Genomic DNA, 26,064 nt, shown 5'->3' on the forward strand with positions numbered 1-26,064 from the left:
ACCTATGTAGCCGGACCGGGCGCGTCAAGCGATGGTAGTGGATTCAAGTGTCGCAGTCACAAGATCGTGGGGGAGGTCCATGAGCGTGGCGGTGCGGGTCCAGAGGATCGCGGTGTCGATGCGGCGATCAGGGTAGAGTTGGGACAGCGCATGGGCATAGGCCCCCATCTGGCGCAAGAGGGCATCGGGACAGTCGCGCGCCGTGTCGGGCACCAGCGCGTTGGTCTTGAAATCCACGGCCAGAATGCGGGTTTCGTCAATAATCAGACGGTCGATGATGCCGTGAATGCGCCGCCCATGCAGGGCCGCGAGATGGGCGGTGACCGCCACCTCGGTCAGCGCATCGGGGGTGAAGAGCGAGCTCAGGCTGGGCCGGGTCAGTACCTTATCCGCCTCAGCCAGCAGGAGGGCGAGTTCGTCGCCTGTCGCGGCATCGCTGCCGTTGGAGAGAAGCCGCGCGGCGGTGCCGGGCCAGTCGGCGGCGGGCACGGTGGGCAGGAATTCAAGCAGGCGGTGAATCTGGCGACCGCGCCGCTTGGCGGCCTCTTCATCCAGCCCACGCTCACCGGGCAGCGCCTTGGCACCGCCCAAGTCCGAAGGGCTTAGCGTTTTGAGGCGCGCAGGGAGCGGCGCGGGGCGCTGAAAGAGCGGATCGAGGGTGACTGTCCGAGAGAGCGCAGGCGGCGCGGACACAGTCTCTGTTTCAGCCCAAATGCCGTGATCGAGGCGGAAACCGGGGCCTTGAACGAAGCTGTGTGGCACGGCACCTGCCGCCTGCATCCCGCGCTGCACCTTGTCATACCAGGTGTCACCCTGCTTGCCCAAATCGCCATGGGCGGCGACGATCAGCCAAGTCTCGGCCCGGGTCATGGCGACATAGAGCAGGCGGTCACGTTCCGCGAGCAGCGCTCGGCGCTCGGCCTCGATCGCCTTGGCCAAGGTGGGGGGCATGTCATCGGCGCGCCCGGTCCAGAGCGCATGGCCGCTTTGCGTCACGATCTGTGGTGCGTTCGGCATGCGCCATGTGCCGCATTCAGGCAGGATCACCACGGGCGCCTCCAGCCCCTTGGCGCCATGCACGGTCATCACGCGGATGCGGTTGCCGGCGCTGTCGAGTTGGCGCTTGATCTCAAGATCGTCGGTTTCCATCCAGACGAGAAAGCCAGTGAGGCTATCGACCGCGCGGCTCTCATAGGCCATGGCCTGTGCCAGAAGGGCGTCGATGCCATCCTCGGCCTCGGTCCCCAGACGGGCGAGCAGGCGGCGGCGGCCATCGTGGCGGGTCAGGACACGCTCGATCAGGTCATAGGGGCGCAGGAAATCGGCATGGTTCCTGAGATCATGGAGAACGGCCATGACTTCGGGACGCTCGGCCTCGTGGGCGCGCAATTCCTCCCACAGATAGGGACGATTGCGGCCCTGAGCGAGGTCGTAAAGCTGTGCCTCGGACCAGCCGAAGAGCGGCGAGCGCAGGGCGATGGCGAGGGCCAGACTATCCTCGGGCGTGGCGAGGAAGGACAAGAGCGCCTCAAGGTCGCGCACGGCAAGCTCCGCCCCGACCTTGAGCCGGTCAGCCCCGGCGATGGGCAGACCCTGCGCCTTGCATTCGCGGATGATTTCGTGAAAGAGCGCCGAACGGCGACGCACAAGGATGAGGAAGTCGCCCGGTTGCACGGCCCGAAACCCGCTGGGCGATTTGGAATCGGGGATGGCCTGCCGCGCGGCGATCATGTCGCGCATGGCCGCCGCCACCTGCCGCGCCAGAAGGATCGCGGGATCGTTGGTGGCGCGGATGTCAACGGGCATGTGCCAGGCGGGCGGTTCCTCCTCTTCCGGTTTCTCGACCACAGGCCAGAGATCGACACGGCCGGGGAGGGTATCAAAGAAGGCTTTGTGACCCTGTTCCGGCGTAAAGCCGCTCTCGCTGCTCTGATCAAAGCAGCAATCGACAGTGGTCAGGATCGCCCGCGACGAGCGGAAGGAATAGGCCAGAACGCGCGATTGCAGGGGGCTGTTGGTGGCGCTCAGACGCAGGCCAAACTCCCGCTGCATGCGGTCGAATTCGCGCGGATCGGCACCTTGGAAGGAATAAATCGACTGTTTTTTATCCCCCACGATAAAGATCGTGCGGGCCACATCGGCACGCGCGCCCTCACCAGAGGTGAATTCCTGCGCCAAGCGTTCGATCACCTGCCATTGCACGGGGCTGGTATCCTGCGCCTCGTCCACCAGAATATGGTCGATACCGCCATCAAGACGATAGAGCACCCAAGCCGCAACCGCCGGAGCGGTCAAAAGATCGCGGGCGCGCAGAATCAGATCATCGAAATCAAGCAGGCCACGCAGTTGCTTGGCTCGTTCATAGGCAGGCAGGAAAGCACGGGCGAAATCGTGCAAAGCGCGGGTTTTCTGCATGGCAAGGAGGGCCAGACGCGCAGGGCGCGTATCCTCGACGCGCAGCATCCATTGCTCGATCTGCGGCATGACAGGGGCGAGGGTGACTTGGGTCGCCTTGGTTGGAAACGAGCCTAATTTGGCGGAAAACGGCGATTTCGAGGATTTTCCGGTGAGAAAGACATCCTCCAAGAACGGCAGTGCGCGCAGGTCGAGTGCAGAAATTTGCACCAGTTTCGCGGCAGCTTTGACATCATTAGTCGATCCCGCCTGAAGCGCGGGCAAAAGTTGATCCAAGAGCGATTGTTCATTGCCCAGAAACACCCGGTCGCGGATCATCTCGGGGCTGAGACCCTCGGGCTGATCAAAGAGGGTAGCAAGCTCTGCATCGCTGATAGCTTGGGCAAAGCCGGTGCGATGGCGGACAATATCGGCGGTCAGTTTTTCGAGAGTTTCGCCGGAATAGTGTCTGGCAAGGGCGTAGAATGTGGCGGCATGCGGCCCGGCGGCTAGGTCCTCGACAATCTCGGCGCGCAGGAGGGTGGCGGTGCGATCCTCCATCTCGGTGAATTGCGGTGTGACACCCGCCTCGAGCGGAAAGCGGCGCAGGAGGGAGGCGCAGAAGGAGTGGATCGTCTGGATTTTCAGCCCGCCCGGTGTCTCGATCGCACGGGCAAAGAGGCGGCGGGCGTCGCGCAGGGTCTGATCGGTGATAGCCCCCTCATGACCCAAGAGGTCAAGCTCCTGCATGAGCGCGTCATCGGCCAGCATCGCCCACGCCCCAAGGCGGCGAAAGAGACGGTTTTGCATCTCGGAGGCGGCGGCCTTGGTGTAGGTTAGGCAGAGGATATGCTGGGGATTGACCCCATCGAGCAAAAGCCGCGCCACGCGGTCGGTCAGTACCCGCGTCTTGCCCGACCCGGCATTGGCCGAAAGCCATGTCGAGAGGTCGGGGCGCGCGGCCTCGACCTGCGCCTGGGTGGCTGCGTCGCGCGCGGTCATTGGCCCACCTTTGTCACATGCGGCGTGTCGGTCATTTCCCATTCACCATACCGTGCCAGTTGGTCGTAATCGCCATCATCCTCGGCCATGCGCGGCGCACGGCGGGCGGTATAGCCCATATCAGGGTCGAAATAGGCCGACATCAGGGCGTGAAACTCTGACCAGATCTTGTCCGGTGGTTCTGTATCGAGAGGGGCGTCCAGCTCTTTGGGAGTGCTGCCAAGTCCGATGAATACCGCGCGGGCGACACGGGTCGGACCCATGCCCTCAAAGCCTGAACGGGTGGCAATCGCGGCCTCAAGCAGCAATTGCTTGTCGAAACTGGTCTGTTCCTTGGTCGAAGGCGGCGCGCCGGTTTTGTAATCGTAGATATGCAGTCGCCCCAGATCGTCGAGATCTAGCCGGTCGGCTTTGGCAGAGAGGGTAAAGCCCAGATCCGGCAGGGTCGCGCGCCCCGCGGCCTCGAAATACACGGGATGGGCCAGCGCGCGACGCTGCGCCTCAGTGTCTATAAACCAGTCAGCCACCCGTTCGAGCCGCGCCAGCCAAAGGGCGCGCGCCTCGGCCCAAGGCACGTTTTGGGCCAGAACAGTCTCTGCATGGCGCATAAGCGTGGCGTGGGTGCACTGCGCAGGATGCTCCAGCGTTTCGCGAATGAAGCCTTCGAGGATTTCATGCAGCACGGTGCCGCGCAACAGCGCATCGGGCGCGCGCATGAGCGGATCGAGCGGGCGCAGTTTGAGGATATGGCGGGCATAGATGGCATAGGGGTCGCGAATGAGACGCTTGATCTCGGTCACGGTCAGGTGATCAGGTCGCACGGCGACGGGCGGGGCGGGCGCCGGGCGGGCAGCGCGGGGCGCCTCGCCCGGTTCCTCAAGCGCCGCAGCGTGGTCAAGCCAGACGTGGCCACGGGCGCGCATGGCGTCAATAGCCGCTTGCCCGCCTTGATCGGGAAGGCCAGAAAGCAGGTTCAGGATACGGTTCAACCAGCGCGATACCACGGTTTCGGCATCGGCAGAGCGCACGGAACGGGTGAGCCAGACCTCGGGTGCGGCAATCGCCTGTTGGAAATCATGCGCCGAAAGGCCGATTCGCCGCTCGGGCAGCAAGAGACCCACCTGATGACGCAGGGCGCGGTTGAGCCATGGGTCGGCTTTGGGGGATACGGGCCAGCTGCCCTCATTCAGTCCGGCGAGGATCAAGAGATCGGCCCCCTGAACGCGCGCCTCAAGCGTGCCCCAGATGAGGATATGGGGGTGCGGATCAACAGGATTGCGCACCTCGCGCGCGCTGAGAACTTTGTGAAAGAGGCTGGAATAGTCACTGGCGCTGAGCGTGCCTGCGTGATGTGCCTCGGTCTGCAACTCGGTCACGGCCTTCTGCGCCTCTTGACCGGCATCCTTGAGCCAGAGCGTGCCGGAGCCTGTGCCATGGCAGCCGTGGGCGATCTGTTCAGCCAGTTCCAAATGCGCGGCGACACTGTTTTCAAGCGGCATTTCACCGGAATAGTCTCTGTTCACGAAGCAATCGCAGAGCCAGTTGACCCAATCGGGGATGAGTTGATCCCTTTGGCCCGCACCCCAGGCGCGCAGGCTGTCTTCGGTCGGATAGGGCGGACCATGGCGGCGCAGGTGCAATTCCAACTCTCGGGTCAGGCGCAGATGCGTGCCACGTTCCGCCCCCTGATGCGCCAACGGATGCTTGAGCAGGGTCAGCAGCGATTCGGCGCTGAGCCGGTTGCGGAAAAGATCGGCGACATGACGCAGGAAACGCCCCGGCGGCGAGAGGTGCAGCGGCAGGCCCGCACTGTCATCGGGCAGGATATCCCAACGGTCAAGCGCGGCGGTCACTTGACGGGTGAGGGTCCGGTCGGGGGTGATGAGGGCGGCGGTGCGCCCATCCTCTGCCGCCTGACGCAGGCGCATGGCGATGGCGAGCGCCTCTTGGCGTTGCGACGGGGCCTCGACCAGCGTCACATCGGCCATAGCCCCGGTGATGTCGCGCAGATGCGGACCATCGCGTAACCATTGATCGGTCACGGGGGCCGGGCGCAGGGCCAATGACACCAGCGCGTTGCGTGCCGGATTGGCGGGGCGGGTGTCGGACCACGGCCGGATATCGACCGGCGTGATCCCGGCCCCCACCGCCACGCGGCAAAAGCGGTATTGGGGATGATCCTCGGACAGCATGGCATCGTCCAACGCGTCCCAGACCGGGGCGGGCGTGTCGAAATCAAAGCCGGGCAGCACCACCGCCCCTTGCGGCAGGCGCGCAACCGCCTGCATGAGATGCTGCGTCGCCCCGCGCGAGCCGGTGGAGCCTGCGAGGATCACGGGATGCTTTGGCGGCATTTCGTCCCAGAGGGCCGCCAGACGCTCTATCACGAGCCGCTGACGGGTTTCCACATCGGGGGCGGCACCGCCCGCCTCGAAATAATGTCGGACGATGCCGAGAAAGGATTTGATCCGGGCCCAATGGCCGGATTGGTCGCTGACATCGAGCGCCTCGATGGCGTGCGGCGACACGCCTTCGCCGTGCATTTCGTCCATCAGCCCGGCAAGGCTATCGGAAAGGTCGTAGATCGCGCTGCGCGGGGCCAAATCAGGGGCGCTGTCGAGCAGTTTGGTGATCAGCCGCACCAGTTCCAGCCTGCGGCGCAGGGGCGGCACCGCGTCGGGGATATGGGCCAGATCCCACAGTTCTCCGAGATCGGTCAGGAGGCTGATGCGCGGCAAGAGGCAGGGGGGGCCTTGGTCGAACAACTCGCGGATGCGGCGGGCCATGCGGCGGGTGTTGACGATAAGTTGCACGCGCGCGAGGGTTTCGGGCGGTTGGCCTGCGTGACGCGCGCGCAGGCCCCCGACCAGAGCGCGGGGGAAATCCACGCCGGGGGGGATGCCATAGAGGCGGGGGGCGTCCGAGGGGTCAAACATCGGCGGCGGCAAGCATGGATTCGGCCAGTGCGATCCCCTCGGGGCGACCGACATCGCACCAATGGCCGGGGTAGTCGGCGGCGAAGAGCCTGCGCTCGGCCAGCATCATGTCCCAGACACGGTTGAGGGAAAAGGCACGCTCGGGGATGGTGTGAAGCAGGTCGGGCTTTACGATCTGAAGCCCGGAATAAACAGAGCCCGGGCCGCGCGTGGCGCGCCCATCCGGGTCTATCTGGAAATCGCCCGTGCCGGAATGGCCGACGGCCTGCGCGCGCGGGATGCAGAGCAGAAGCGCGTCCATTTCTGCGGGGCGCCAGAGGCGTGCGAGGTGGTCGAGCGGATTGGGGCCGCGCCAGACGGCATCGGTGTTCATGGTAAAGACCGGGCCGGGGCCAAGCAGCGGCAGCGCGGCGCGAAGTCCGCCGCCGGTTTCCAAAATCTCAGGCGATTCGAGAGAGAAGCGGATAGCGCGCCCCGCCAGATGCTGCGCCAGTTGATCAGCCAGATAGTGCAGGTTCGCCACCACCGGGGCCGCGCCATGCGCCGTGACGAGATCCAGCGCGTGGTCGATGAGCGGGCGACCTGCCACCTCGATCAGCGGTTTGGGACGGGTCGCGGTCAGCGCCCCCATGCGCGTGCCGAACCCGGCGGCAAAGAGCATCAGCGGCAGGCTCATGGCGCGCGTTGCGCGCGCAGGCGCTCTCTGACGGCGGGTGTTGGCGCAGGGAGCGCGGTGCGCAGGAGATCGGCAACCGGGGCAAGTGCCGGGTGATCGAGATCCCGTTGCAGATGGTCCCAGACGCGCGGGATGAGGTCGATGTAATGCGCCTTGCCATCGCGCAGGCAGAGGCGGGCAAAGACGCCGAGGATACGAAGATTGCGCTGCGCGCCGAGGCAGTGATAGGCGGCCTCAAAGGCGGTCTGATCCGTGCCGGTTGCGGCGCAATAGCGGGCAATCATCGCAGTCTGGAGCGGTTGGGGCACATCGCGGCGGGCGTCTTGCAGCACAGAGACCAGATCATAGGCCCGGTGACCCGTCATGGCGTCCTGAAAATCCAGAAGGCCGACACGGGCCGCCCCTCCGCGCGCCGGCAGCCAGAGCAGGTTCTCGGCGTGATAGTCGCGCAGGACGATCACATCGGTGGTTCCGGAGTGCTGGCGCAAGACACTGTGCAGCGCGGCGAGAGCTTCGGCGCGCTGTGGGCTGTTTTCACCCGTAGCGCCAGTGAGATACCAGTCAAAGGCGAGGGCCGCCATTTCGGTCATGGTGTCTGGGCCGTAGGGTTTGAGACCCTCAGGCGGGGGCGCGCGGTGCATTTCGGTCAGCACATCGGTGGCAGCGGCGTATAGCTGCTGCTCCATTTGTGGCGCAACCGGGATGACGCGGGCAAAGAGTGCGTCGCCCAAGTCCTCAAGGATCAGGAAGCCGCGCGCCTCGTCCTGTGCAAAGACCTGTGGGGCGCTGAGGCCGAGGCCGGTGAGATAACCGGCAATCTGCAGGAAGGGGCGCACATCCTCGCCACGTTCGGGTGGCGCATCCATCAGCACGGCACTCGCGCCGGTGTCACGCCGCAGCCGCAGATAGCGCCGGTTAGAGGCATCGCCAGCCAAAGGGGAAAGCGCCGCATCGGCCCAATCAGTCCCGGCGAGAAAGCCCAGCATCAGGGCAGTGCGCTCAGTCATTCAATAGCCCCTTTAGTCGCTGTCCCCACCTGTCATCCTGCCACGTCAACCGCAAGAGGCGGCGATCCTCTGCGCCGGGGTCTGTCAACGGGTCGAAATGCAGCCAGAGGGCATCAATCGGGGTCAGGTCCCCGAGACGGTCAGGCCATTCGATCAGGCAAATGGCGTCGGAAAACGCCTCGGTCAGGCCCAGTTCGACAAGCTCGATTGCGTCGCTCAGGCGGTAGAGGTCGGCATGCCAGATGTCGGCCGTCCGCCCCGGATAGGTCTGGACAAGGGTATAGGTCGGTGAGGGCACATCTTCGGGGGTGATCAGCAGGGATTGAATCAGGCAGCGGGCGAAATGGGTCTTGCCCGCGCCCACGCCGCCCGAGAGCAGGACCGTATCGCCGGGTCTGAGCCGGGGTGCGAGGCCTTGGGCCAAGGTGCAGGTCGCATCGGGGCTGGCGAGGGGGATAAGGACGTGGTGATCGGACATGCTCCGACACTACACACGCCGCGTTCGCCCGCAACCCGGATCAGCGTGCGGGCAGGCCAACAGCGCCTGTTGATGCGCTTTCCCGGCTCTTGAGGCAGAGCATGAATTGGCCTCGACCAAGCGGCACCACCCGCACGTCCGCGCCCTTTTGACCCGGTGGGCCGGCGCTGTCGTGGAGAGTTGCAACCAGACGCCGCGTCGTGATGCGATCCTCTATCTCCGGCCAGAGGCCGGGATCGGGATAGCGTGCGCTGCACGCGCTGATCACGTCATGCAGCCTCATCTCGGCAAAGGTGACATCCGGGGCAATCCCCAGCATCTCGCCAAAAGTGGTGTTGCAGAAGAGAAGACGACCATCCTGCGCGAGCACGGCGATCCCGTCCTCCAGCCGGTCGATGACGGATTGGTGCAGGTCCATCTGGAGCCTGTGACGCCGGGTGACAGAGACCTCGAGCGAGATATCCTCGAACATAAAGGCCACTGCGCCATCGGGATGGGGCCGTCCTGTGACGCGGTAGGTCTGGCCCGAGGGCAAGGTCCAGACCTCGTGATAGAGACCGCCTGTGGCGCTTTTGACCATATCGGCGATCTGGCCGCGCCAGCTTGCGTAGTTTTTGGGTTCGGGCATCACCATCCGGTCGCGCAAGGCGTCGAAAAAGCCAAAGAGACTCGGCCGAGCGCTGAGAAATTCAGGCGAGAGACTTGTGAGATCGGTCAGCGCGGGATTGAAGACCGCCAATGTCTTGGCCCGGTCGAACACCACCAGCCCGGCAGTCAGATCGGCAAAGGTCTTGCTGAGCGTTTGGACAAAATCACGTTGCGCTGTTTCGGCCCGGATCAGGCGTGTGATGTCGAAGGCGTAATGAATGGTGCCGGACTCTGTGCGGGTCACATGCAGATCATACGATTGATCCGCCGCTCCCCCTTCGCCCGTCAGGGTCAGTCGTGTCCGCAGGGTGCCACCGAGGTCCGGCAGATCATCGGGAGGTCCCGTAAGGCGCGCGGTATGTCGAGGTGCGATGGCGCGGGCGCTGTCATTCTGCCAGATCACAGTGCCGACTGCGTCCATTATCCAGACGGGGAGCGGCGCGCTCTGCGCGGCGAGGGATTGGGATTGTAAATCGTGGTGGTGACAGGCCTGGGCGTGGCGGGCGGCGGCATCGGCGGGCGCATCGTCCCGCAACACGGCGCGCACTGTCTCGTTCTGACGGGAGAGATGGAGTTGCGCCGCGCCGTCCGCCAACAACCGAAGGCTCTCCCCGTCGGTCAGATCCTCGTACCCGTGCGGCAAATTCCCAAACCGAAAGCCCATCCACCTGCGAAACCGCGCCCAATCGTTCTCTGCCTCGCGCGCGTCGGGAAGGAGCAGGTTGGCCGCGTCGTGATCCACCAGGATTCCGCCCCGAAAGAGAAACACCGTCTCTTGCTTTCCGGTTTCATCAGTGGCCGCGGTAGGCGCGGTACGGCCCATCAGCCAGAGCGCAACCATCGAAAGCATCAGAGCCAGCGGCACCAGAATGGCAATATCCCAAACGGTCATGTCAGACATCCGCATCCCTCGCAGGCTGTTTCCGAGAGCGAGCTTGGCGCAGAGTGGTTAAGGGGCGATTAACGTCAGTCGGGATCAGCCGCGAATGGGCTGGTTCACTCCCAAGGCCGGGTTGAGCGCGCCCGATGGGGCCTCGATGGCGTTGCGGGGCCATGAGACCTCAACCATGGCCCCGGTGCGCGTTGCATGGCTGGCCTGCGTGCGGAACGAGTCCGAGCCGTTGGCAAAGGTGAGATCGGCGCCTGACCGCTCCAACAGGGTTTTGGCGATGAAGAGGCCCAATCCCATGCCTTCGTATTCCGGGCGCTGCGGATCGCTGGTGGGCGCACGGCGGCGGATGAAGGGGTCGCCGATGCGCCCCAGCATGTCCGGCGGATAGCCGCGCCCATCGTCCATGATCCGCAGCGTGATGGCATCTTCGGTCCAGCCGCTCTCGACCCATACATTCTCGCGCGCGAAATCCACAGCGTTCTGGATCAGGTTGCGCAGGCCGTGAATCACTTCGGGGCGGCGCAGCACAGTCGGCTGGGTGATCAGATCCCCCTCGCCATGATCGAAATGAATCAGTTTGCCCCGGTCGACATGCGGCTCTGCCGCTTCTTCGATGAGCGCGGTCAGGGGGGCGCTGCGCAGGTGCAGATCATCCTTGCCCACGCGACCCATGGAGCGCAGGATGTCGCGGCAACGGTCGGTTTGCTGCACGATCAAGAGCGCATCCTCGCGCAGGTCCGGGTGATCGGTCAGTTCCTCCGCCAGTTCGGCGCTGGCCAATTTGATAGTCGCGAGCGGCGTGCCCAATTCATGCGCGGCGGCGGCGACCACGCCGCCCAGATCGGTCAGTTTCTGTTCGCGCGCGAGCGCCATTTGCGTGGCTTGCAGGGCGTCTGACATGGCGTGCATTTCCTGTACGATCCAGCGTGAATAGACCCCGAGAAAGAGGACCGCGATGACAATGGCCACCCAGTTGCCAAAGCGGAACACATCCGGCATCGCCAGAACGAACCCATCCTGAAGCCGCAGCGGCAGGTAGAATTGCATCAAGAGCGTGACGATCATGATCGCCATCGCGCCGAGAAAGGCGGTGGAGCGCCCCGAGAGGGCAGAGGCCGACACCGTGACGGGACCGACGATCAGGATCGAGAAGGGATTGTGCAGCCCGCCAGTGAGATAGAGCAAGAGCCCCAGTTGCAACATGTCGAAGAGCACGACCAGAAAGGTATCCTGCTCCGACAGGCGCTTGTTCTCGGCAAAGACGAAGGCGGCGACGAGATTGCTTGCAATTGAAACCCCGATCACCAGAAAGCAGAGGCCGATTTCCAGATCGAGGTGATAGACCCGTTCGGCGATGATCAGCGCCGTCGCCTGACCCACGATGGCCCACCAGCGCAACAGGACCAGCGTGCGCAGCCGGATCCAATTGCCGCGTTCGCGGGATTTGAACAGATCAGGTGAGGGATGAGCCATATGTGCGCCTGCGTCCCATTGCATGCGGGGGAGGGGATGTTACATAGGCCGAACGTTGCACTCTGCCCGTTCGAACGCAAGGACATCCCATGACCCGCCTGATCGCCATGTCTGCCGCTGCTGTCTTGATCTTCGGTTTGGGGATCACCTATGTCATGACGATGGGCAAGACGGGCGATGACCAGTTTGCGCAATGCCGGGCGTCGAATGTGGCGGGCGGGGCTGCACAGATCGGTGGAGCGTTCACCCTTGTCAGCGAGACCGGCGAGACGGTCACAGACAAAGAGGTGATTGATCAACCCGCTCTGATCTATTTCGGCTACACCTTCTGCCCGGATGTCTGCCCCTTGGACGGGGCGCGCAACGCGGCAGCGGTCGATCTGCTGGAGGAGCGGGGCGCCATGGTCAAGCCGGTGTTCATCTCGATCGACCCAAAGCGGGACACGCCCGAGGTGATGGCTGAGTACACCGAGTATCTGCATCCCCGGATGCTGGGTCTGACGGGCAGCGAAGAGCAGGTGCGCGCAGCCTCAAAGGCGTATCGCACATTCTTTCAGGCGCATAAGCCGACCGAGGGCGAGGAAGAGTTTTATTTGGTGGACCATTCCACCATGACCTACCTGTCTCTGCCTCAGCACGGCTTTGTCGAGTTTTTCCGCCGTGACGTGACTCCAGAGCAAATGGCTGATCGCGTTCAATGTTTCATTGACGCAAGCTAGAATAGCGCGTTTGTTTGACGCAGGTCATGCAGCGGGCTAGAACCTACGACAGCGTTGCGCAACAGGAGGATCGGCATGGCCGACGACATGCAGGACATCGGTGAAGACAGGTCGCTTCTGCTGGTTGACGATGACGAGGCATTTTTGAAACGTCTGGCCAAGGCCATGGAAAAGCGCGGTTTTGAGGTCGAGACCGCCGGATCGGTCGCCGCCGGGCGCGCGATTGCCACGGCACGCCCCCCCGCCTATGCGGTGTGTGACCTGCGGTTGGAGGATGGCAACGGGCTCGATGTGGTCGAAGTGATCCGCGAAAAGCGGCCGGATAGCCGGATCGTGGTTCTGACGGGCTACGGCGCAATTGCGACCGCGGTCGCTGCGGTCAAGATCGGGGCCACGGATTATCTGTCCAAGCCAGCAGATGCCACCGACATCACCAACGCGCTTTTGGCGAATGGTGCCGAATTGCCGCCACCGCCCGAGAACCCGATGAGCGCGGACCGGGTGCGCTGGGAGCATATTCAGCGGGTCTATGAGCTGTGCGATCGGAACGTGAGTGAAACCGCGCGGCGTCTGAATATGCATCGGCGTACATTGCAGCGGATCTTGGCAAAGCGATCTCCAAGGTAGTTTCTAGCGATTTAAAAGCTCGTCATGCTTGTAATCGGGTCACTTTGAGACGACAGACCGTATTTTTAGCTAAGATTGTTTTGGAAAAGCTCGTATTAATCCTGAGGGACTAATGTTGAGAAATTCAGAGCGGGCAGCAGGGCATAATCTTTGGGGGCATGGCAGTCATATCGGATGCGGTTGCGACGCAAGCGTGCGAAAATTCGTGCGTTCCGCAAGCATTTCTCACTGACTCCGGTCATCAACCGCACCGAACGGATCAAGCCGGGCGATGTCCTTCTGTTCTCGACGATGCGCGATGAGCATATCCGCCTGCCCTATTTTCTGCGCTATTACAGAGAGTTGGGGATTTCGCATTTCCTGATCGTGGACAATGGCAGCACCGATGGCGGCGCAGAATATCTTGCGGCCCAAGAGGACGTATCGCTCTGGTCCACGAAATCGAGCTACAAGCGGTCGCGATTTGGCGTGGATTGGCTCAACTGGCTTCAGGGTAAATATGGCCACGGCCATTGGACTCTGGTGATCGATCCCGACGAGTTCTTTATTTATCCTTTCTGCGACACGCGGCCCATTCGCGCGCTGACCGACTGGCTGGATACCTCTCAGGTGAAATCCTTTGGCGCGATGCTGCTCGATATGTATCCCAAAGGGCGGATTGACGCCGTGCCGTATCAGCCGGGTCAAAACCCGATGGAGATTGCCGCGTGGTTTGATCCCGGTAATTACATCGTTGAAAAAAACAAGTTTTACGGCAACCTCTGGATTCAGGGCGGACCACGGGCGCGGGTATTTTTCCCGGATAATCCCAAGAAGGCGCCGGCGCTCAACAAGACACCGTTGGTCAAATGGGACAGGCGCTATGCCTATGAAAGCTCGACCCACATGATCCTGCCGCGCGGTCTGAACCTGACCTATGACGAATGGGGCGGGGAAAAGGCAAGCGGCATTCTGCTGCATGCCAAGTTCCTCGACACCTTTACCGTCAAGGCCGCCGAGGAGCTGACGCGCCGCCAACATTACTCGGGCAGTGTCGAATACAAAGCCTATGCCGAGATTGTGAAGGATAATCCCGAACTTTGGTGTAAATGGTCGGAAAAATATATAAACTGGCGGCAATTAGAAATTCTCGGGCTCATGTCCAAAGGAAATTGGGCATGAGCACAGGGGCAGTGACTCGATGAGCGTAGGCATCATCATGCTGGTTCACACGGCCTTTGGTCGCGCCGAACAGGTGGCGCGCCATTGGGCGGCGTCGGGCTGTCCGCTGGTGATCCATGTCGACAAGGCGGTGCCGCGCAAGAGCTACAATGCCTTTGTGCAGGCGCTTTCGGATATGACCGATGTGCGCTTTGCCCCACGCCATCGCTGTGAATGGGGCACTTGGGGTCTTGTCGCCGCAACGCAGGGGGCTGCGGAAATCATGCTGCGTGATTTCAAGGATGTGCGGCATGTCTATCTTGCCTCCGGGTCTTGCCTGCCCTTGCGCCCGGTGCAAGAACTGATCGACTACCTCGCGAAACGGCCCCATACCGATTTCATCGAGAGCGCCACGACGGCGGATGTGCCCTGGACCATCGGGGGATTGGATCAGGAGCGATTCACGCTGCGCTTTCCCTTCTCATGGCGCAAGAACCGGTATCTCTTTGACAAATACGTGGCGCTGCAACGGTTGGTGCGGTTCAAGCGGCGCATCCCCAACGGCATCGTGCCGCATATGGGCAGCCAGTGGTGGTGTCTGACGCGTCAGACGCTATCGGCGATTCTGGAGGACCCGGACCGGCGGGGTTACGACCGCTATTTCTCCAAGGTGTGGATTCCCGACGAGAGCTATTTTCAGACCCTCGCGCGGCAATATTCCCGCCAGATCGAAAGCAGGTCGCTCACGCTGTCCAAGTTCGATTATCAGGGCAAGCCGCATATTTTCTACGACGATCACCTGCAACTCTTGCGGCGCTCCGACTGTTTTGTCGCGCGCAAGATCTGGCCCTTTGCCGACCGCCTCTACGAGGCATTCCTGACCGATCAGGCCAGTGCGATGAAGCGGACAGAACCCAATCCCGGCAAGATCGACCGTATTTTTGCCAAGGCCGTCGATCGGCGCACGCGCGGACGTCCCGGCCTGTATATGCAGAGCCGGTTTCCGGTAGAGGGGCGCGAAAATGGGCTGACCTGCGCGCCCTATTCGGTGTTCGAGGGCTTTAGCGATCTCTTTGAGAATTTCCAGCCGTGGTTGGCGCGGATGACGGGCATGCGGGTGCATGGCCATCTCTTTGCTCCTGAACGGGCCGAGTTTTCGGATGGTCAGACGGTGATGAACGGCGCGCTTTCGGACAGTGCGGCGCTGCGCGATTACAATCCGCGCGCCTTTCTGGCGAGCCTGATCTGGAACACGCGCGGCGAGCGGCAATGCTTTCAGCTTGGACCGCGCGATGTCTTTGAGGATATCGAGTGGCACATTGCGCGCGATCCGAATGCGCAGGTTTCGGTGATCTCAGGCGCTTGGGCGGTGCCACTGTTCAAATCCAACGCCAACTTCTCGGATATTCGGCGTGAGGCCGCGGTGCTGCAAAGGATCGAGAGCAAGCATCTGGAGGTGTTGCGTTCGCAATGGATCAAGGCGCGGGTGCGGATCTGGACCATGGCCGATTTCATCGAGGCCCCGATGGAGCCGTTGCAGACCATAATTGACGAGATCGGGCAGCAGAACCTGCGCGGTTTGGCCGAGGTCCCGCGCATGGCGGATCTGACCGGCTTTGGCCAATTCCTGCAAAACCTCAAGAATCAGGGCATGCATCCCTATGTGATGGGGGATTTCCCGGTCGAACAGGGGTTGATCGAACCACAGAGCAATCCCCGCAAACCCTATCTTGTGCGATAAGGTCGAATGACAGCCATTTTTGATTATTTCGTGGTGTTCGCAGAGATGCGCACCGGGTCTAATTTTCTGGAAACCAACCTCAATGCCTTTGACGGCGTCGAATGCCATGGTGAGGCGTTCAACCCGCATTTCATCGGCTATCCCAACAAGACCGAGTTGCTGGGTCTGACACAGGCTGAGCGCGACGAGGTGCCAGAACGCTTGATCGGCGCGATCAAAGGGCAGTCGCAGGGGATTGGCGGGTTTCGCTACTTCCATGATCACGACCCGCGCATTCTGGACCTGATGCTGGACAATCCGCGCTGCGCCAAGATCATCCTGACGCGTAACCCGGTCGAGAGCTATGTGTCGTGGAAAATCGCGCAGGCAACCGGGCAATGGAAACTGACCAACGTCAAGCGCCGCCGTGACAGCAAAATCACCTTTGATCCGGCCGAATTCGAGCTGCATGTCGGACGGTTGCAGGCGTTTCAGGTGTTCTTGCTGAACCGCCTGCAAGCGGCCGGGCAGGCAGGGTTTTACCTTGCCTATGAGGATTTGCAGAGCCTTGAGGTGATGAACGGTCTGGCGCGCTATCTGGGATGCACGGCGCGGCTGGAGGCGCTGGATGCCTCGCTCAAGAAGCAGAACCCGGAGCCGCTGGAAAGCAAGGTCGAGAATTTCGCAGAGATGGAGCGGGCGCTGGCGGGCCTCGATCAGTTCAACCTCACGCGCACCCCCAATTTTGAGCCACGGCGCGGGGCGGCGGTGCCCGGTTTCGTGAGCGGCGCGCGTGCGCCTCTGCTCTATATGCCGGTGCGCTCTGGTCCCGAGGCCGAGGTGCGCGCGTGGCTGGCAGCCCTCGACACTGTGCCGGTCGAGACGCTGCCCACAAAGCTCAATCAAAAGGCGCTGCGGCAATGGATGCGGCGCAAGCCGGGGCATCGGCGCTTTACCGTGCTGCGTCACCCGGTGGCGCGGGCGCATGCCGCCTTTTGCGACAAGATCCTGATCAAGGGGCCGGGATGCTATCGCGACATTCGCCGTACGTTGCGCAATTTTCACAAGCTGCCGATCCCCCAAGGGGAGTTGGACGAGAGTTATGATCGCGTGGCGCACCGGCAGGCATTTGCCGCCTTTCTACAATTTCTCAAGGCCAATCTGGCGGGGCAAACCGGTATAAGGGTGGATGCGCATTGGGCGACGCAGGCCTCCGTGCTGGAAGGGCTGGCCGAATTCGCCCTGCCCGACATGGTGGTGCGCGAGGCGGAAATGGCGGGCTATCTGGCGGCCTTGGCGCGGCAGGTGGGCTACCCCAAGCCGCCCGCGCCGCCCGCTGTTCAGGACACTGGGCCGTTTTCTCTGGCCGAGATTTACGATGCCGAGATCGAGACGCTAACGCGCGAAGCCTATTTGCGCGACTATATGACCTTTGGTTTCGACGATTGGGCGTGATTCCACCGGACCTCACGCAAGGGTGACGCGGGCGCTCTGTGCAGGAGAGGCTGAATATGGGAGGGTTGGGGGCAACCTTTCGCTGACCGGAGCCTTTGATGCGCCTCGTCTCTGTTCTTGCCCTCTGTCTGGGCCTCACCGGGCCGCTGGCCGCCGCGCCGCTCTGTGGCGATCCTGACACGCCCTGCGAGACAGCGACGGGCAGCTATCACATTGCCCTGCCCGAGGGGCCGGGGCCGCATCCGGTGCTGGTGTTTCTGCACGGGCATGGCGGGCGTGGTGGCCCTATGGTCGAAGGTGCGACGGCACGGGATGCGACCGCGCGCGGGTATGCGTATATTGCACCCAATGGCCTAATCCGACCGGCGCGCACGCGCCCAAGCTGGAATTTCCACCCGGATTTTCCGGGACAGAGGGATGAGGCGGCGTTTCTGCAAGAGGTGATGCAGGATGCCGCTCTGCGGTTCGACATCGACCCCAAGCGCAGCCTCTTGGCGGGGTTCTCTATCGGCGGGTCGCTGGCCAGCTATATCGCCTGCGCCACGCCCAAGGCGTTCAGCGCCTATGCGCCGGTATCCGGCAGCTTTTGGCGGCCACATCCGACGGGCTGCGCCGGGCCTGTGCGTCTCTTGCATGCGCATGGCTGGCGCGACGAGGTGGTGCCGCTCGAAGGGCGGGTGATCCGGCAGGTCATGGGGCGCGATTTCGCACAAGGCGACGTGTTTCACGCCATGGGCCTCTGGCGCGCGGCCAATGGCTGTGAGAATCATCGCGCGGATCGGTTCGAGACAACGGGAAACTACTGGCGGCGTATCTGGACCCGCTGCACCCCCGGCGCGGCGCTGGAATTCGCGCTGTTTGACGGGGGGCACACGGTGCCGAAAGGCTGGAGCACGCTGGCGCTCGACTGGTTCGAGACGCTGGACGGGCCGGGCCAGTAATCCGCTTACTCAGCGGCGATCGGTGGGCTCTCAGGATAGCGGAACATCATCCGGTGATTGCGCGCCAGTTGCAGGATCGGCGGAGTATCGACCATCTCCGGCGTGGCCATCACTGTGGACAGGCCGCGCCGCTGGTCCATCCGCAAACCGGACATCATCGACAGAGGCACTGCGCCAATCAGGCTGATCGCAATCGGCAAGAGCCAGAGCGACACCACGCCCGCCGCCATCCCAAAGGTCAAGAGCGCCCCACTGACGGCTTCCAGCGCGTGAAACTTGAGCACGGTGCGGGCGCTGTAATCGCCGCCCTTGCGCGCCTGTGGCGACCACGTCGGGCGAATGCCAATAACGGTCCGCAGCACGGCAACCACCTGTTGCACCATCATGATCGGGGCAAACAGGATCGACAGCAGGACTTCGACCAGCAGCGAAATGGTGAACCGGGCCCCCCCGCCGAATTGTGTCATATGCCGATCCGTCATGCCGATCATCAGCGCGCCCAGCATCTTGGGGGCCAGCAGCATGCCATACATGAAGAGCAGGATCAGAACCGAACTGACCCGGCTCAATTCCGGCCAGACCGGGTAGAGCGGATTCTCCATGGAGAAGTAGCTGATGACGCTGTCTTGCCCATTGCCCAGAATGGCCCAAATCACCAGAAGTCCGAACCATGTGGGCGACAGGAGGTAGCTCATCGCGCCGTGAAACAGGTGAAACCGCGAGACAGGGTGCAGGCCGCGTGTTGCCAGCAGGCTGAGGTGTTGCAGGTTGCCATGGCACCAGCGGCGGTCACGCAGCGCATAGTCTATCAGGGTGGCGGGCGGTTCTTCATAGCTGCCGGGAATGGTGGGGATGAAGCGCACCGCCCAACCGGCGCGGCGCAAGAGCCCGGCCTCGACGAAATCGTGGCTGAGGATCAGCCCGCCCTTGCCCCGCAGCGATGGCATGCGCGGCAAGCCCGCGCAATCGGCAAAGGCGCGGGTGCGCAGGATGGCGTTGTGACCCCAGTAGTTGCCCTCGGAGCCGGTCCAGCCCGCCAGCCCCTCGGACAGAAGCGTACCATAGACCGAGGCCGAGAATTGCTGCATCCGGCCAAAGAGCGTGTCAGAGCCCACCACCAGCGGTGCCGATTGAATGAGGCCTGCCGTGGGATCAAGCGACATCTCATCCGAGAGGGCAATCACCGCCTCGGGGCTCATGAGGCTGTCAGCGTCGAGAACGAGCATCGCCTCATAGGCGCCGCCCCAGTTTTCCAGCCATTGCGCGATATTGCCGACCTTGCGTTCGGTGTTCTGCACCCGCCTGCGATACCACACGGGCGCATCGGGCGGCATGGTGGCCCGCAGCGTGGCATAGGCGCGTTGCTCGGCCATGGCGATTTCCGTGTCCTGCGTATCCGACAGGATGAAAAGCTCGAACCGATGCGCGCTGCGCGCGACGCGCAGGGCGCTCATCATGGCGCTGGCATTGCCAAAGACCTCGGCCGTGTCCTCGTTATAGATCGGCACGAGGAGGGCAACGTTCAACGGCGCAGGGGCGGCCTGCGCGCGGGCGCGTTGCTGTTTGAGGTGAACGGCAAGGCCAAGCGTGGCCGTGCCCATAGCCAGCGCAATCCAGAAAAACGTAACCATCACAAAGGCCAGCAGCACCCATTCCAGCCACCAGATGCCATTGGTCGACAACCAGTCCCCAAAGGCCCAGGCCAGGGCCCCTGTGGTCAGTACCGCAGGAAGAAAGGCCGCCGCGCGGCGCCATTGAAACACGGCCGATGGTTGCCATTTCGGCGCGTTGGGATCGCGATAGACACGGCTGAAGCTCTGGACCGGATGGTCCAGAGGGGCAGGCGCGGGCATCAGCCCGGTGCCGGGAAAGGGCGTCAGACGGTCCATCGGTAGAGCCATACTTCGGACACAGCTTGTCCTTGGTGATAGAGTTGTGCGCGCAATTCGGCTGCCGTCACATCGGCAGGGTCAAAGGAGAACACCAGACGCGGGCCGTCAGTATCGGGGTTGCGCTGGATTTGCGGCACCGAGGGTTCAAAGGTGTTGGCCCGCACATAGGGGACCAGATCCTGGTAATCCTCGGGCAAGGCGGGATGTGGCGCGAAGTCGATGACAACGAGTTTGTGATCATTCTGCGCAAAGCCCTTGCCCAGACGCGTGTTGAGCACCTGCGTCACCGGCTTGCTTGACTCGATCTGGTCGGTCCACGTCATGCGATAAGAGAACGCGTGCTCGGAGCCCTCTGCCAGTGGTGTGCGCGGCTTCCAGTAGGCGACGATATTGTCGTAGATTTCCTTGTCGGTGGGAATCTCGACCAAAGTGATCGCGCCCTGACCCCAGTCTTCGCCCGGCGTAATCCAGAGACTCGGGCGGTCCTGATAGTGCGCCTCGAGATCCTCGAAGTTGGAAAAGGCCCGCTCGCGCTGTGCCAGACCAAAGCCCTTGGGGTTTTCATCCGCAAAGCTGGAAATCTGGATGAAGGTCGGGTTGGCCAGAGGCCGCCAGATCAGCTCGCCGTTGCCGTTGAGGATGCTCAGCCCGTCGCTGTCATGCACGGCGGGACGGAAATCGTCAAAGCGGCCACGGTTCGTCTCGTCGAAATAGAACATTGAAGTGAGCGGCGCGATGCCGACATTCGCCAACTCGGTGCGCGGCCAGAGCGTGCAACGGACATCGACCTCTGTGGTGGTGCCATTGGGCCGCAGGGTGAAATGGTAGATGCCGGTAACAGAGGGGCTCTCCAGCAAGGCGTGCACCTTGTGTTCGGAGACGCCCGGTGCCGGTTTTTCAATCCAGAAACGGGTGAAATCCGGGAACTCTTCACCATCCGGTGAGGCGGTGTTGAGCGCCAGACCGCGTGCCGAGAGGCCATAGGCGAGATCGCGAGCGATGACGCGGAAATAGCTGGCCCCTTGGAACACAGCGTATTCCTGAAAAAAGCCGGGCTTTGCAATCTCTGCACGCAGACGGATACCGGAATAGCCCAATGCCTCATCCACCGGCAGATCGGGCACGATTTCATGCAGGTCATAGAGCCCGAAATCGAACGGCATTCTGTGCGCGATGCCATTCTCGACCATGTTGACCTCGACCGCATGCGGAAAATAGAGGCCCGGCGGAAACATGTCGAATTCGAGCGTGGTGTCAGTCCCGGCCCAGATCGCCTTGTCGGTGTTGTAGCGAATGCCGCGATACTGATCATAGGTTAGATCACGCCATGCGTCGGGTACGAAGGGACGCTCGGCATAGGGGTTGGCCGCGATTTGACGGGCCAATTCATGCAGTTCCGACTCGGAAAAGGCGGTGCCAACCGAAGCACGGGCCATGCCCGGCCAGATCGCGAGGGCGGCGAGAGATTTGAGAACATCGCGGCGGATCATTTTGCACCCCGCCAAGGATGAGATTTAAACCAGGCTACGGTGTAGGCCACCGCGATAAGCGCCCCGAACCCGATAAAGTTCGCAAGCGTGATGTTCCAGGTATTGCGTCCGATCTGGTCCATGACGAAACCCGAAAAGCGGGCGAACACCATGGAGAAGACGAAGACCGCCAGCGATTGCTGCCCGACCTTCAGAATCATTTTGAGCAGAACTCCCCAAATGTAAGAGATGATGCCGTTGCCAGCGACGCGGAGGCGATTACCACCTTCTCCGGCCGCTGCCCAGCACAGATATGCAAGGGCGAGAAAATGTACATAGCGCAGGATGCCGAAATCGGATTTGTTGAAGAGCCAGTTGTTTGCGCCGCGCCAGTCGCGGGCCCAGTCAAAACCGAATTCGCGCACGCCGATGTTGGAAAGTGGGATATTTGCAATCACAAGCGCCAGAGCGATGCCGATCAACACTTGGTTGACCGGTGGCTTGGGCAGCCAGCCGCGCATAAAGGCAAAGCCGGTGAAAAAGATCAATTGCCAGCCGAAGGGGTTAAAGAACCATTCCCGATTCGACCATGGCTCTGCCGGAAAGGCGAGATGAAGATGGCCCAGCCCAAGTGAGTCGAGGATGAATTGCTGCGCCATGAGCCATGTGAGACCCATCGCCCCCGCCACCGCCCAGAGGCTGATGCGGCTCAGCGCCATGATGACCGGCATCATCACGAGGATGACCATATACATCGGAAGGATGTCGAAATAATTTGGCACATAGGTGAGCGTGAACAGCCCGACCAGTTGAGGCGCGGGGTTTGCAAAGAAGTGCTGAAGATTGAGCGAACTGACGTAGCTCTTTTCAAAATTGCCCAGCACATCAAAGGCGGCAAGCATCGTGGCAATGACGAAAAACATCGCGATATGCGCCCAAAAGACCTGCCAGACACGATAGCCCACACGTCCCGTTCCCAGCGTCCAGCCCGCGCGGTCGAAGGTGCGGCCAAAGGCGATGGCAGAGGCCATGCCGGAACAGAACACAAAGATCTCTGTGGCGTCGGAAAAGCCCCAGCGCGCCGGAATCCAGCTTGTGAAAAAGTTGCGCGGGGTATGCGCGGCCAAGATGATGAACATCGCAAGACCGCGAAAGAAATCCAGCCGGATGTCGCGCGTGCTCGCGACCGGCTTGGCAACCGCTGCGCTGGCGCGGCCGTGCAATATGGACGGATCGGCAACACTCGTCATAACGGTGTCGGCTCCTTTTCGTGAGTTAGTCCGCGCCTATTCCGCCGGCAAGCGGCCAGCTTCGTCCCAGTCAACGCGTGACCCCGAGATAAGTTCCAAACGGGCGCTGGCATAGGAATCAAGCCGGCCTGCGCGCTGCGCGGTGCGCTCGTGCAAGAAGTTCTCGGCCTCATCGAGAAATCCGGCACGAATAGCCGCATCAATCGTGAGTCGTTCAAATACGTCGCGTTGGGCATGGCTGCCCCCGGCCAGTTGCATGGAACGTCTCGCTCGTCCAAGGTTGAGGAACGCGGTTTTGTAATCGCCTTCCCCAAACGCCTCAAGGCCCGTGGCGGCCGATAGGCCAGGATTCGCCATCCGCGCCAAAAGCTCGCCTGCGTTGGTCTGTTTGGCATCGCGGTGCATCCGCGCCAGCATACGCTTGACGGCCACATCGCGATTGCCGCCGATAAGCGCCAGAAGATAGTGCAGATCGGCAAAGAGAAGACAGGCATCTTCGGTGCGCCGCTCTGCGATATCGGTCAGCTCGTCCCAACGATGACCGACATTGACCCCTTCCAGTTCCAGCCGCATCAACAAGGACGTTGCGTTGGATATATCACGGAAATCGTCGGTATGATCGCGCCGCACCTCGGTGTCATAGAGGTCGAGCACCGCGTCAATCTCACCCTGATCGAGATGCATCAGCGCCTTGTGCCACCAAACGTGATAGCGAAAATTGTTGCAATGCGCCCAGGCGTGTTCGCGCCCTTCCAGCCAATTCAGCCCGGCGCGCGCATTGGCTGTCATGTCAAATACATGCGCCACGGCATGCAGGCCCCAGGCATCGTCAGGCGAGAGGCTCAGGCCCAACCGACCAGCGGTTTCAGCGCGGGCATAGTCGCCCGTCTCTTCCAAGGAAAAGGCGTGGCAGCCAAAGAGATAGCCACGCGCTGGATTCTTGGCGTCATAGGCGGGAAGCAGCGCTTCGATCGAGGCGCGCATGCCCTTGCCGTCACCCATGATGAAGCGGGTCGCATGGCTGATTTTCATCGCCAGCGCATCCTCAGGCCAGCGCGTGAGAATCGCTTCCATCTCGCGTACGGTCTCGGAGGGGCGTCCGTCGAGCCATGCGCCCAGCCCACGGATATAGCCCATCTCGCGCGCCGTGGGGGCGCTGCGCAAGGCCGCCTCTTGTGCTGCGCGATACCCCTCTTGCGCGGTCTCAGTCATCTCGCGCCGCCCGAGCATCAGGAAAAATAGACCCTTGGTGGCATGCGCCATCGCAAAATCAGGCTCTTGGCTCAGCACGGACCCCAGATATTCGGGGGTCTTCGCGGCATGGGCGAGAAAGGCCAATACCATCTTGTCCCAAGCCTCGGCGGCGGTGGGCGATGATATGGTCAACTCATACCCAAATTGATCTATACGCATAACCCGAATTCCTTCTGATACCTCTGCATCACAGCTAGCCCGGTAAATGTGACAGCGGCAACATACCTGCCGCTTATCTCACCAAGTCGTTATCCGCACTGTAGCGAATGTGACAGGTATCTTGCAGATGCTGCCGTGTAATGCGCTAGAAAATAGGCGTAATTCTGCTCAGGCAGGGAGAGAGCCCCACCGGTTCGCCAAAATTTCACTCGGCAATGGCAGTTTGCGCGACGGTTTTGAAAACACCATCCAATTCGGTCGCGAGCGCGCGGAGATCGTCCCCGCCTTCGTCGAAATAAGGGGCAAAGACCGCAGTGGGCGTTTTATAACTGAGCGTGGCGGTGCCATCGGCCTCCTCGGTCACATAGAGGCGGATCGGCGCCTCGATTCCGGCTGCGACGCTGGCGGCCAACATGCGGCGGGCATAGTCGTTGCGATAGAGACCAAAGATGCGATTGCCGGGGATGGTGATCCCCTGCCCGCGCGCGCCATCCGAGGCGCTGGCCTGTGTGACGATGGCGATGGGCGCGGTCTCGACCGCTGCGCGCACCGCCTCGACCAGCGCGTCAAAGCCTTTGGCCGTGTCGTGGATCACCCAGCCTTCGCGGGGCTCCAGCGCCTGTGCGGTGCTGGACAGAAACAGGAAAACGCTCAGAATTGCCAGAAATCGTTGCATGACACAGTCCTCCGGTTGTGCCCGGAGAGGTAAGGCATACCTCGAGTCGCGGCAAATCACGTGGCCGCGAGGCAAGGTTACAGATCGCGCCGGAGCGGTCCAAGCACCGCGTCGGTATCGGCCCCGGTCGTGGGCGGAGCGCTGCGATAGCTCACCGGCGTGCGCGAGAATTTGAGCGGGTTGCCAATGAGGCGCACGTCGCCCTTGGCGGTGTGCGGCACGGGCATCGTGATCGTCATGCCGCGCGCCTGCGCCTGTTCGGTCTCCAGCGCCTGACCAATGGTGTTGACTGGCCCCACCGGCACCTTGCGCGCCTCTAGCCCTTCGATCACATGCGCGGTGGTGCGGGTGGCCAGAACTTCGACAATCATCGGCACAAGGGTGTCGCGATGCGTCAGTCGCGCGGTATTGGTGGCATAGTGCGGATCAGTGGCCCAGTCGGGTTGGCCCAGATAATCGCAAAAACGGGCATATTGGCTGTCATTGCCCACCGCCACGATCACATGGCCATCGGCGGTCGCAAAGACCTGATAGGGCACAATATTGGGATGGGCATTGCCCGCGCGGGTGGGGGAAGTGCCGGAGGTCAGGTAGTTCAGCCCCTGATTGACCAGCCAGGCCATCGTGGCATCGACCAGCGCGATGTCGATATGCTGCCCCTCGCCGGTCGCGTCGCGGTGGCGCAGCGCCGCCAGAATGCCGGTCGAAGCATAAAGGCCGCAGACCACATCGGCGACGCCCACACCCACCTTCATTGGCTCACCATCCGCCTCGCCGGTGATCGACATGATGCCGCCGTAGCCTTGGGCCATCAAATCATAGCCGGGTTTGTCGCGATTGGGGCCGGTCTGGCCGAAACCGGAAATCGAGCAATAGACAAGGCCCGGATAGGCGGCGCAGAGCGTGTCGTGATCTAGGCCGTATTTCCGCAATCCGCCCGGTTTGAAATTCTCGATCACCACATCGGCGCGGCCTGCCAGCGCGTGCAGCACGCGCTGCATCTCGGGATCAGTCAGGTCAACCGCCACGGATTTCTTGTTGCGATTCGAGGACATGAAATAGGCCGAAAGATCGGTGGGATTACCCTCGGAATTGAGCGCAAAGGGAGGGCCCCATTGGCGCGTATCGTCGCCCTCCAGGCTCTCGATCTTGATCACCTCCGCCCCAAGGTCGCCCAGAAGCTGCGTACAGGTGGGGCCGGCGAGAATGCGACTGAGGTCAAGGACAACGAGACCCTCCAATGGACCGGGCATGGG

19 protein-coding genes are annotated in these 26,064 nt (G+C 62.2%); 6 read left to right on the forward strand and 13 right to left on the reverse strand.

Features of this window, described 5'->3' with window-relative positions; genetic code table 11:
- Positions 1 to 24: 24 nt before the first annotated feature.
- From addA to regB, 7 genes are all read right to left on the reverse strand, one after another.
- Positions 25 to 3,396, reverse strand: coding sequence for a double-strand break repair helicase AddA (gene addA / locus ROS217_RS06830; protein WP_009816962.1), 3,372 nt, complete (start codon positions 3,394 to 3,396; stop codon positions 25 to 27).
- Positions 3,393 to 6,332 carry a double-strand break repair protein AddB gene (gene addB, locus ROS217_RS06835; protein WP_009816963.1) on the reverse strand — a complete coding sequence of 980 codons (2,940 nt, stop codon included), beginning with the start codon at positions 6,330 to 6,332 and terminating at the stop codon, positions 3,393 to 3,395. The genes addA and addB overlap by 4 nt, the downstream gene beginning before the upstream one ends.
- Positions 6,325 to 7,008, reverse strand: a complete 684-nt coding sequence (locus ROS217_RS06840; protein WP_009816964.1) for a nucleotidyltransferase family protein — start codon at positions 7,006 to 7,008, stop codon at positions 6,325 to 6,327. Before ROS217_RS06840 ends, addB begins: the two co-directional genes overlap by 8 nt.
- Positions 7,005 to 8,015: an aminoglycoside phosphotransferase family protein gene (locus ROS217_RS06845; protein ID WP_040650429.1), complete on the reverse strand. Its 1,011-nt coding sequence runs from the start codon at positions 8,013 to 8,015 to the stop codon at positions 7,005 to 7,007. The genes ROS217_RS06840 and ROS217_RS06845 overlap by 4 nt, the downstream gene beginning before the upstream one ends.
- Complete coding sequence (gene tsaE / locus ROS217_RS06850; protein WP_009816966.1) at positions 8,008 to 8,493, reverse strand: tRNA (adenosine(37)-N6)-threonylcarbamoyltransferase complex ATPase subunit type 1 TsaE; 486 nt, start codon at positions 8,491 to 8,493, stop codon at positions 8,008 to 8,010. The genes ROS217_RS06845 and tsaE overlap by 8 nt, the downstream gene beginning before the upstream one ends.
- 40 nt (positions 8,494 to 8,533) lie before the next feature.
- Positions 8,534 to 10,033: a PAS-domain containing protein gene (locus ROS217_RS06855; protein ID WP_254656381.1), complete on the reverse strand. Its 1,500-nt coding sequence runs from the start codon at positions 10,031 to 10,033 to the stop codon at positions 8,534 to 8,536.
- An 84-nt stretch (positions 10,034 to 10,117) separates the two neighbouring features.
- Positions 10,118 to 11,506, reverse strand: coding sequence for a sensor histidine kinase RegB (regB, locus tag ROS217_RS06860; protein ID WP_040651195.1), 1,389 nt, complete (start codon positions 11,504 to 11,506; stop codon positions 10,118 to 10,120).
- Positions 11,507 to 11,595: 89 nt separating this feature from the next.
- On the opposite strand from regB, the gene ROS217_RS06865 reads away from it, so the two are divergent.
- The 6 genes from ROS217_RS06865 to ROS217_RS06890 all read left to right on the forward strand — a co-directional run bounded on the left by ROS217_RS06865 (position 11,596) and on the right by ROS217_RS06890 (position 18,108).
- Positions 11,596 to 12,225 carry an SCO family protein gene (locus ROS217_RS06865; RefSeq protein ID WP_009816969.1) on the forward strand — a complete coding sequence of 210 codons (630 nt, stop codon included), beginning with the start codon at positions 11,596 to 11,598 and terminating at the stop codon, positions 12,223 to 12,225.
- A gap of 75 nt (positions 12,226 to 12,300) precedes the next feature.
- The gene (locus ROS217_RS06870) at positions 12,301 to 12,852 is read left to right on the forward strand and encodes an ActR/PrrA/RegA family redox response regulator transcription factor (RefSeq protein WP_009816970.1); all 552 of its coding nucleotides are present in this window, start codon (positions 12,301 to 12,303) and stop codon (positions 12,850 to 12,852) included.
- Between the two features lie 174 nt (positions 12,853 to 13,026).
- Positions 13,027 to 14,013, forward strand: coding sequence for a glycosyltransferase family 2 protein (locus ROS217_RS06875; RefSeq protein ID WP_009816971.1), 987 nt, complete (start codon positions 13,027 to 13,029; stop codon positions 14,011 to 14,013).
- 19 nt (positions 14,014 to 14,032) lie between these two features.
- Positions 14,033 to 15,733, forward strand: coding sequence for a DUF5927 domain-containing protein (locus ROS217_RS06880; RefSeq protein ID WP_009816972.1), 1,701 nt, complete (start codon positions 14,033 to 14,035; stop codon positions 15,731 to 15,733).
- 6 nt (positions 15,734 to 15,739) lie between these two features.
- Positions 15,740 to 17,167, forward strand: a complete 1,428-nt coding sequence (locus ROS217_RS06885) for a sulfotransferase family 2 domain-containing protein (protein ID WP_009816973.1) — start codon at positions 15,740 to 15,742, stop codon at positions 17,165 to 17,167.
- Positions 17,168 to 17,265: 98 nt separating this feature from the next.
- Positions 17,266 to 18,108: an alpha/beta hydrolase family esterase gene (locus tag ROS217_RS06890; RefSeq protein ID WP_009816974.1), complete on the forward strand. Its 843-nt coding sequence runs from the start codon at positions 17,266 to 17,268 to the stop codon at positions 18,106 to 18,108.
- Positions 18,109 to 18,113: 5 nt separating this feature from the next.
- Here the strand turns inward: ROS217_RS06890 and mdoH are convergent, their stop codons facing one another.
- The 6 genes from mdoH to ROS217_RS06920 form a co-directional block, all read right to left on the reverse strand.
- Positions 18,114 to 19,997, reverse strand: coding sequence for a glucans biosynthesis glucosyltransferase MdoH (mdoH, locus tag ROS217_RS06895; RefSeq protein ID WP_009816975.1), 1,884 nt, complete (start codon positions 19,995 to 19,997; stop codon positions 18,114 to 18,116).
- On the reverse strand, positions 19,985 to 21,490 hold the full coding sequence (locus ROS217_RS06900) for a glucan biosynthesis protein (protein ID WP_009816976.1): 1,506 nt from the start codon (positions 21,488 to 21,490) through the stop codon (positions 19,985 to 19,987). Before ROS217_RS06900 ends, mdoH begins: the two co-directional genes overlap by 13 nt.
- The gene (locus ROS217_RS06905) at positions 21,487 to 22,719 is read right to left on the reverse strand and encodes an OpgC family protein (protein WP_009816977.1); all 1,233 of its coding nucleotides are present in this window, start codon (positions 22,717 to 22,719) and stop codon (positions 21,487 to 21,489) included. The genes ROS217_RS06900 and ROS217_RS06905 overlap by 4 nt, the downstream gene beginning before the upstream one ends.
- Positions 22,720 to 22,755: 36 nt before the next feature.
- The gene (locus tag ROS217_RS06910) at positions 22,756 to 24,132 is read right to left on the reverse strand and encodes a tetratricopeptide repeat protein (RefSeq protein WP_009816978.1); all 1,377 of its coding nucleotides are present in this window, start codon (positions 24,130 to 24,132) and stop codon (positions 22,756 to 22,758) included.
- A 205-nt stretch (positions 24,133 to 24,337) separates the two neighbouring features.
- Entirely contained in the window at positions 24,338 to 24,808 is a 471-nt protein-coding gene (locus tag ROS217_RS06915; RefSeq protein ID WP_009816979.1) for a DUF302 domain-containing protein, read from the reverse strand.
- A gap of 77 nt (positions 24,809 to 24,885) precedes the next feature.
- Positions 24,886 to 26,061 carry a CaiB/BaiF CoA transferase family protein gene (locus ROS217_RS06920; RefSeq protein WP_040651197.1) on the reverse strand — a complete coding sequence of 392 codons (1,176 nt, stop codon included), beginning with the start codon at positions 26,059 to 26,061 and terminating at the stop codon, positions 24,886 to 24,888.
- Between the last annotated feature and the right edge of the window lie 3 nt (positions 26,062 to 26,064).

It is taken from the genome of Roseovarius sp. 217, assembly GCF_000152845.1.
In the GTDB taxonomy this organism is placed as follows: Bacteria; Pseudomonadota; Alphaproteobacteria; order Rhodobacterales; family Rhodobacteraceae; genus Roseovarius.

What these genes read in the sequence shown, in the direction of transcription:
- addA (WP_009816962.1), bottom strand. Translation starts at nt 3,396, where the DNA reads ATGACCGCGCGCGACGCAGCCACCCAGGCGCAGGTCGAGGCCGCGCGC.
- addB (WP_009816963.1), bottom strand. Translation starts at nt 6,332, where the DNA reads ATGTTTGACCCCTCGGACGCCCCCCGCCTCTATGGCATCCCCCCCGGC.
- ROS217_RS06840 (WP_009816964.1), bottom strand. Translation starts at nt 7,008, where the DNA reads ATGAGCCTGCCGCTGATGCTCTTTGCCGCCGGGTTCGGCACGCGCATG.
- ROS217_RS06845 (WP_040650429.1), bottom strand. Translation starts at nt 8,015, where the DNA reads ATGACTGAGCGCACTGCCCTGATGCTGGGCTTTCTCGCCGGGACTGAT.
- tsaE (WP_009816966.1), bottom strand. Translation starts at nt 8,493, where the DNA reads ATGTCCGATCACCACGTCCTTATCCCCCTCGCCAGCCCCGATGCGACC.
- ROS217_RS06855 (WP_254656381.1), bottom strand. Translation starts at nt 10,033, where the DNA reads ATGACCGTTTGGGATATTGCCATTCTGGTGCCGCTGGCTCTGATGCTT.
- regB (WP_040651195.1), bottom strand. Translation starts at nt 11,506, where the DNA reads ATGGCTCATCCCTCACCTGATCTGTTCAAATCCCGCGAACGCGGCAAT.
- ROS217_RS06865 (WP_009816969.1), top strand. Translation starts at nt 11,596, where the DNA reads ATGACCCGCCTGATCGCCATGTCTGCCGCTGCTGTCTTGATCTTCGGT.
- ROS217_RS06870 (WP_009816970.1), top strand. Translation starts at nt 12,301, where the DNA reads ATGGCCGACGACATGCAGGACATCGGTGAAGACAGGTCGCTTCTGCTG.
- ROS217_RS06875 (WP_009816971.1), top strand. Translation starts at nt 13,027, where the DNA reads ATGCGGTTGCGACGCAAGCGTGCGAAAATTCGTGCGTTCCGCAAGCAT.
- ROS217_RS06880 (WP_009816972.1), top strand. Translation starts at nt 14,033, where the DNA reads ATGAGCGTAGGCATCATCATGCTGGTTCACACGGCCTTTGGTCGCGCC.
- ROS217_RS06885 (WP_009816973.1), top strand. Translation starts at nt 15,740, where the DNA reads ATGACAGCCATTTTTGATTATTTCGTGGTGTTCGCAGAGATGCGCACC.
- ROS217_RS06890 (WP_009816974.1), top strand. Translation starts at nt 17,266, where the DNA reads ATGCGCCTCGTCTCTGTTCTTGCCCTCTGTCTGGGCCTCACCGGGCCG.
- mdoH (WP_009816975.1), bottom strand. Translation starts at nt 19,997, where the DNA reads ATGGACCGTCTGACGCCCTTTCCCGGCACCGGGCTGATGCCCGCGCCT.
- ROS217_RS06900 (WP_009816976.1), bottom strand. Translation starts at nt 21,490, where the DNA reads ATGATCCGCCGCGATGTTCTCAAATCTCTCGCCGCCCTCGCGATCTGG.
- ROS217_RS06905 (WP_009816977.1), bottom strand. Translation starts at nt 22,719, where the DNA reads ATGACGAGTGTTGCCGATCCGTCCATATTGCACGGCCGCGCCAGCGCA.
- ROS217_RS06910 (WP_009816978.1), bottom strand. Translation starts at nt 24,132, where the DNA reads ATGCGTATAGATCAATTTGGGTATGAGTTGACCATATCATCGCCCACC.
- ROS217_RS06915 (WP_009816979.1), bottom strand. Translation starts at nt 24,808, where the DNA reads ATGCAACGATTTCTGGCAATTCTGAGCGTTTTCCTGTTTCTGTCCAGC.
- ROS217_RS06920 (WP_040651197.1), bottom strand. Translation starts at nt 26,061, where the DNA reads ATGCCCGGTCCATTGGAGGGTCTCGTTGTCCTTGACCTCAGTCGCATT.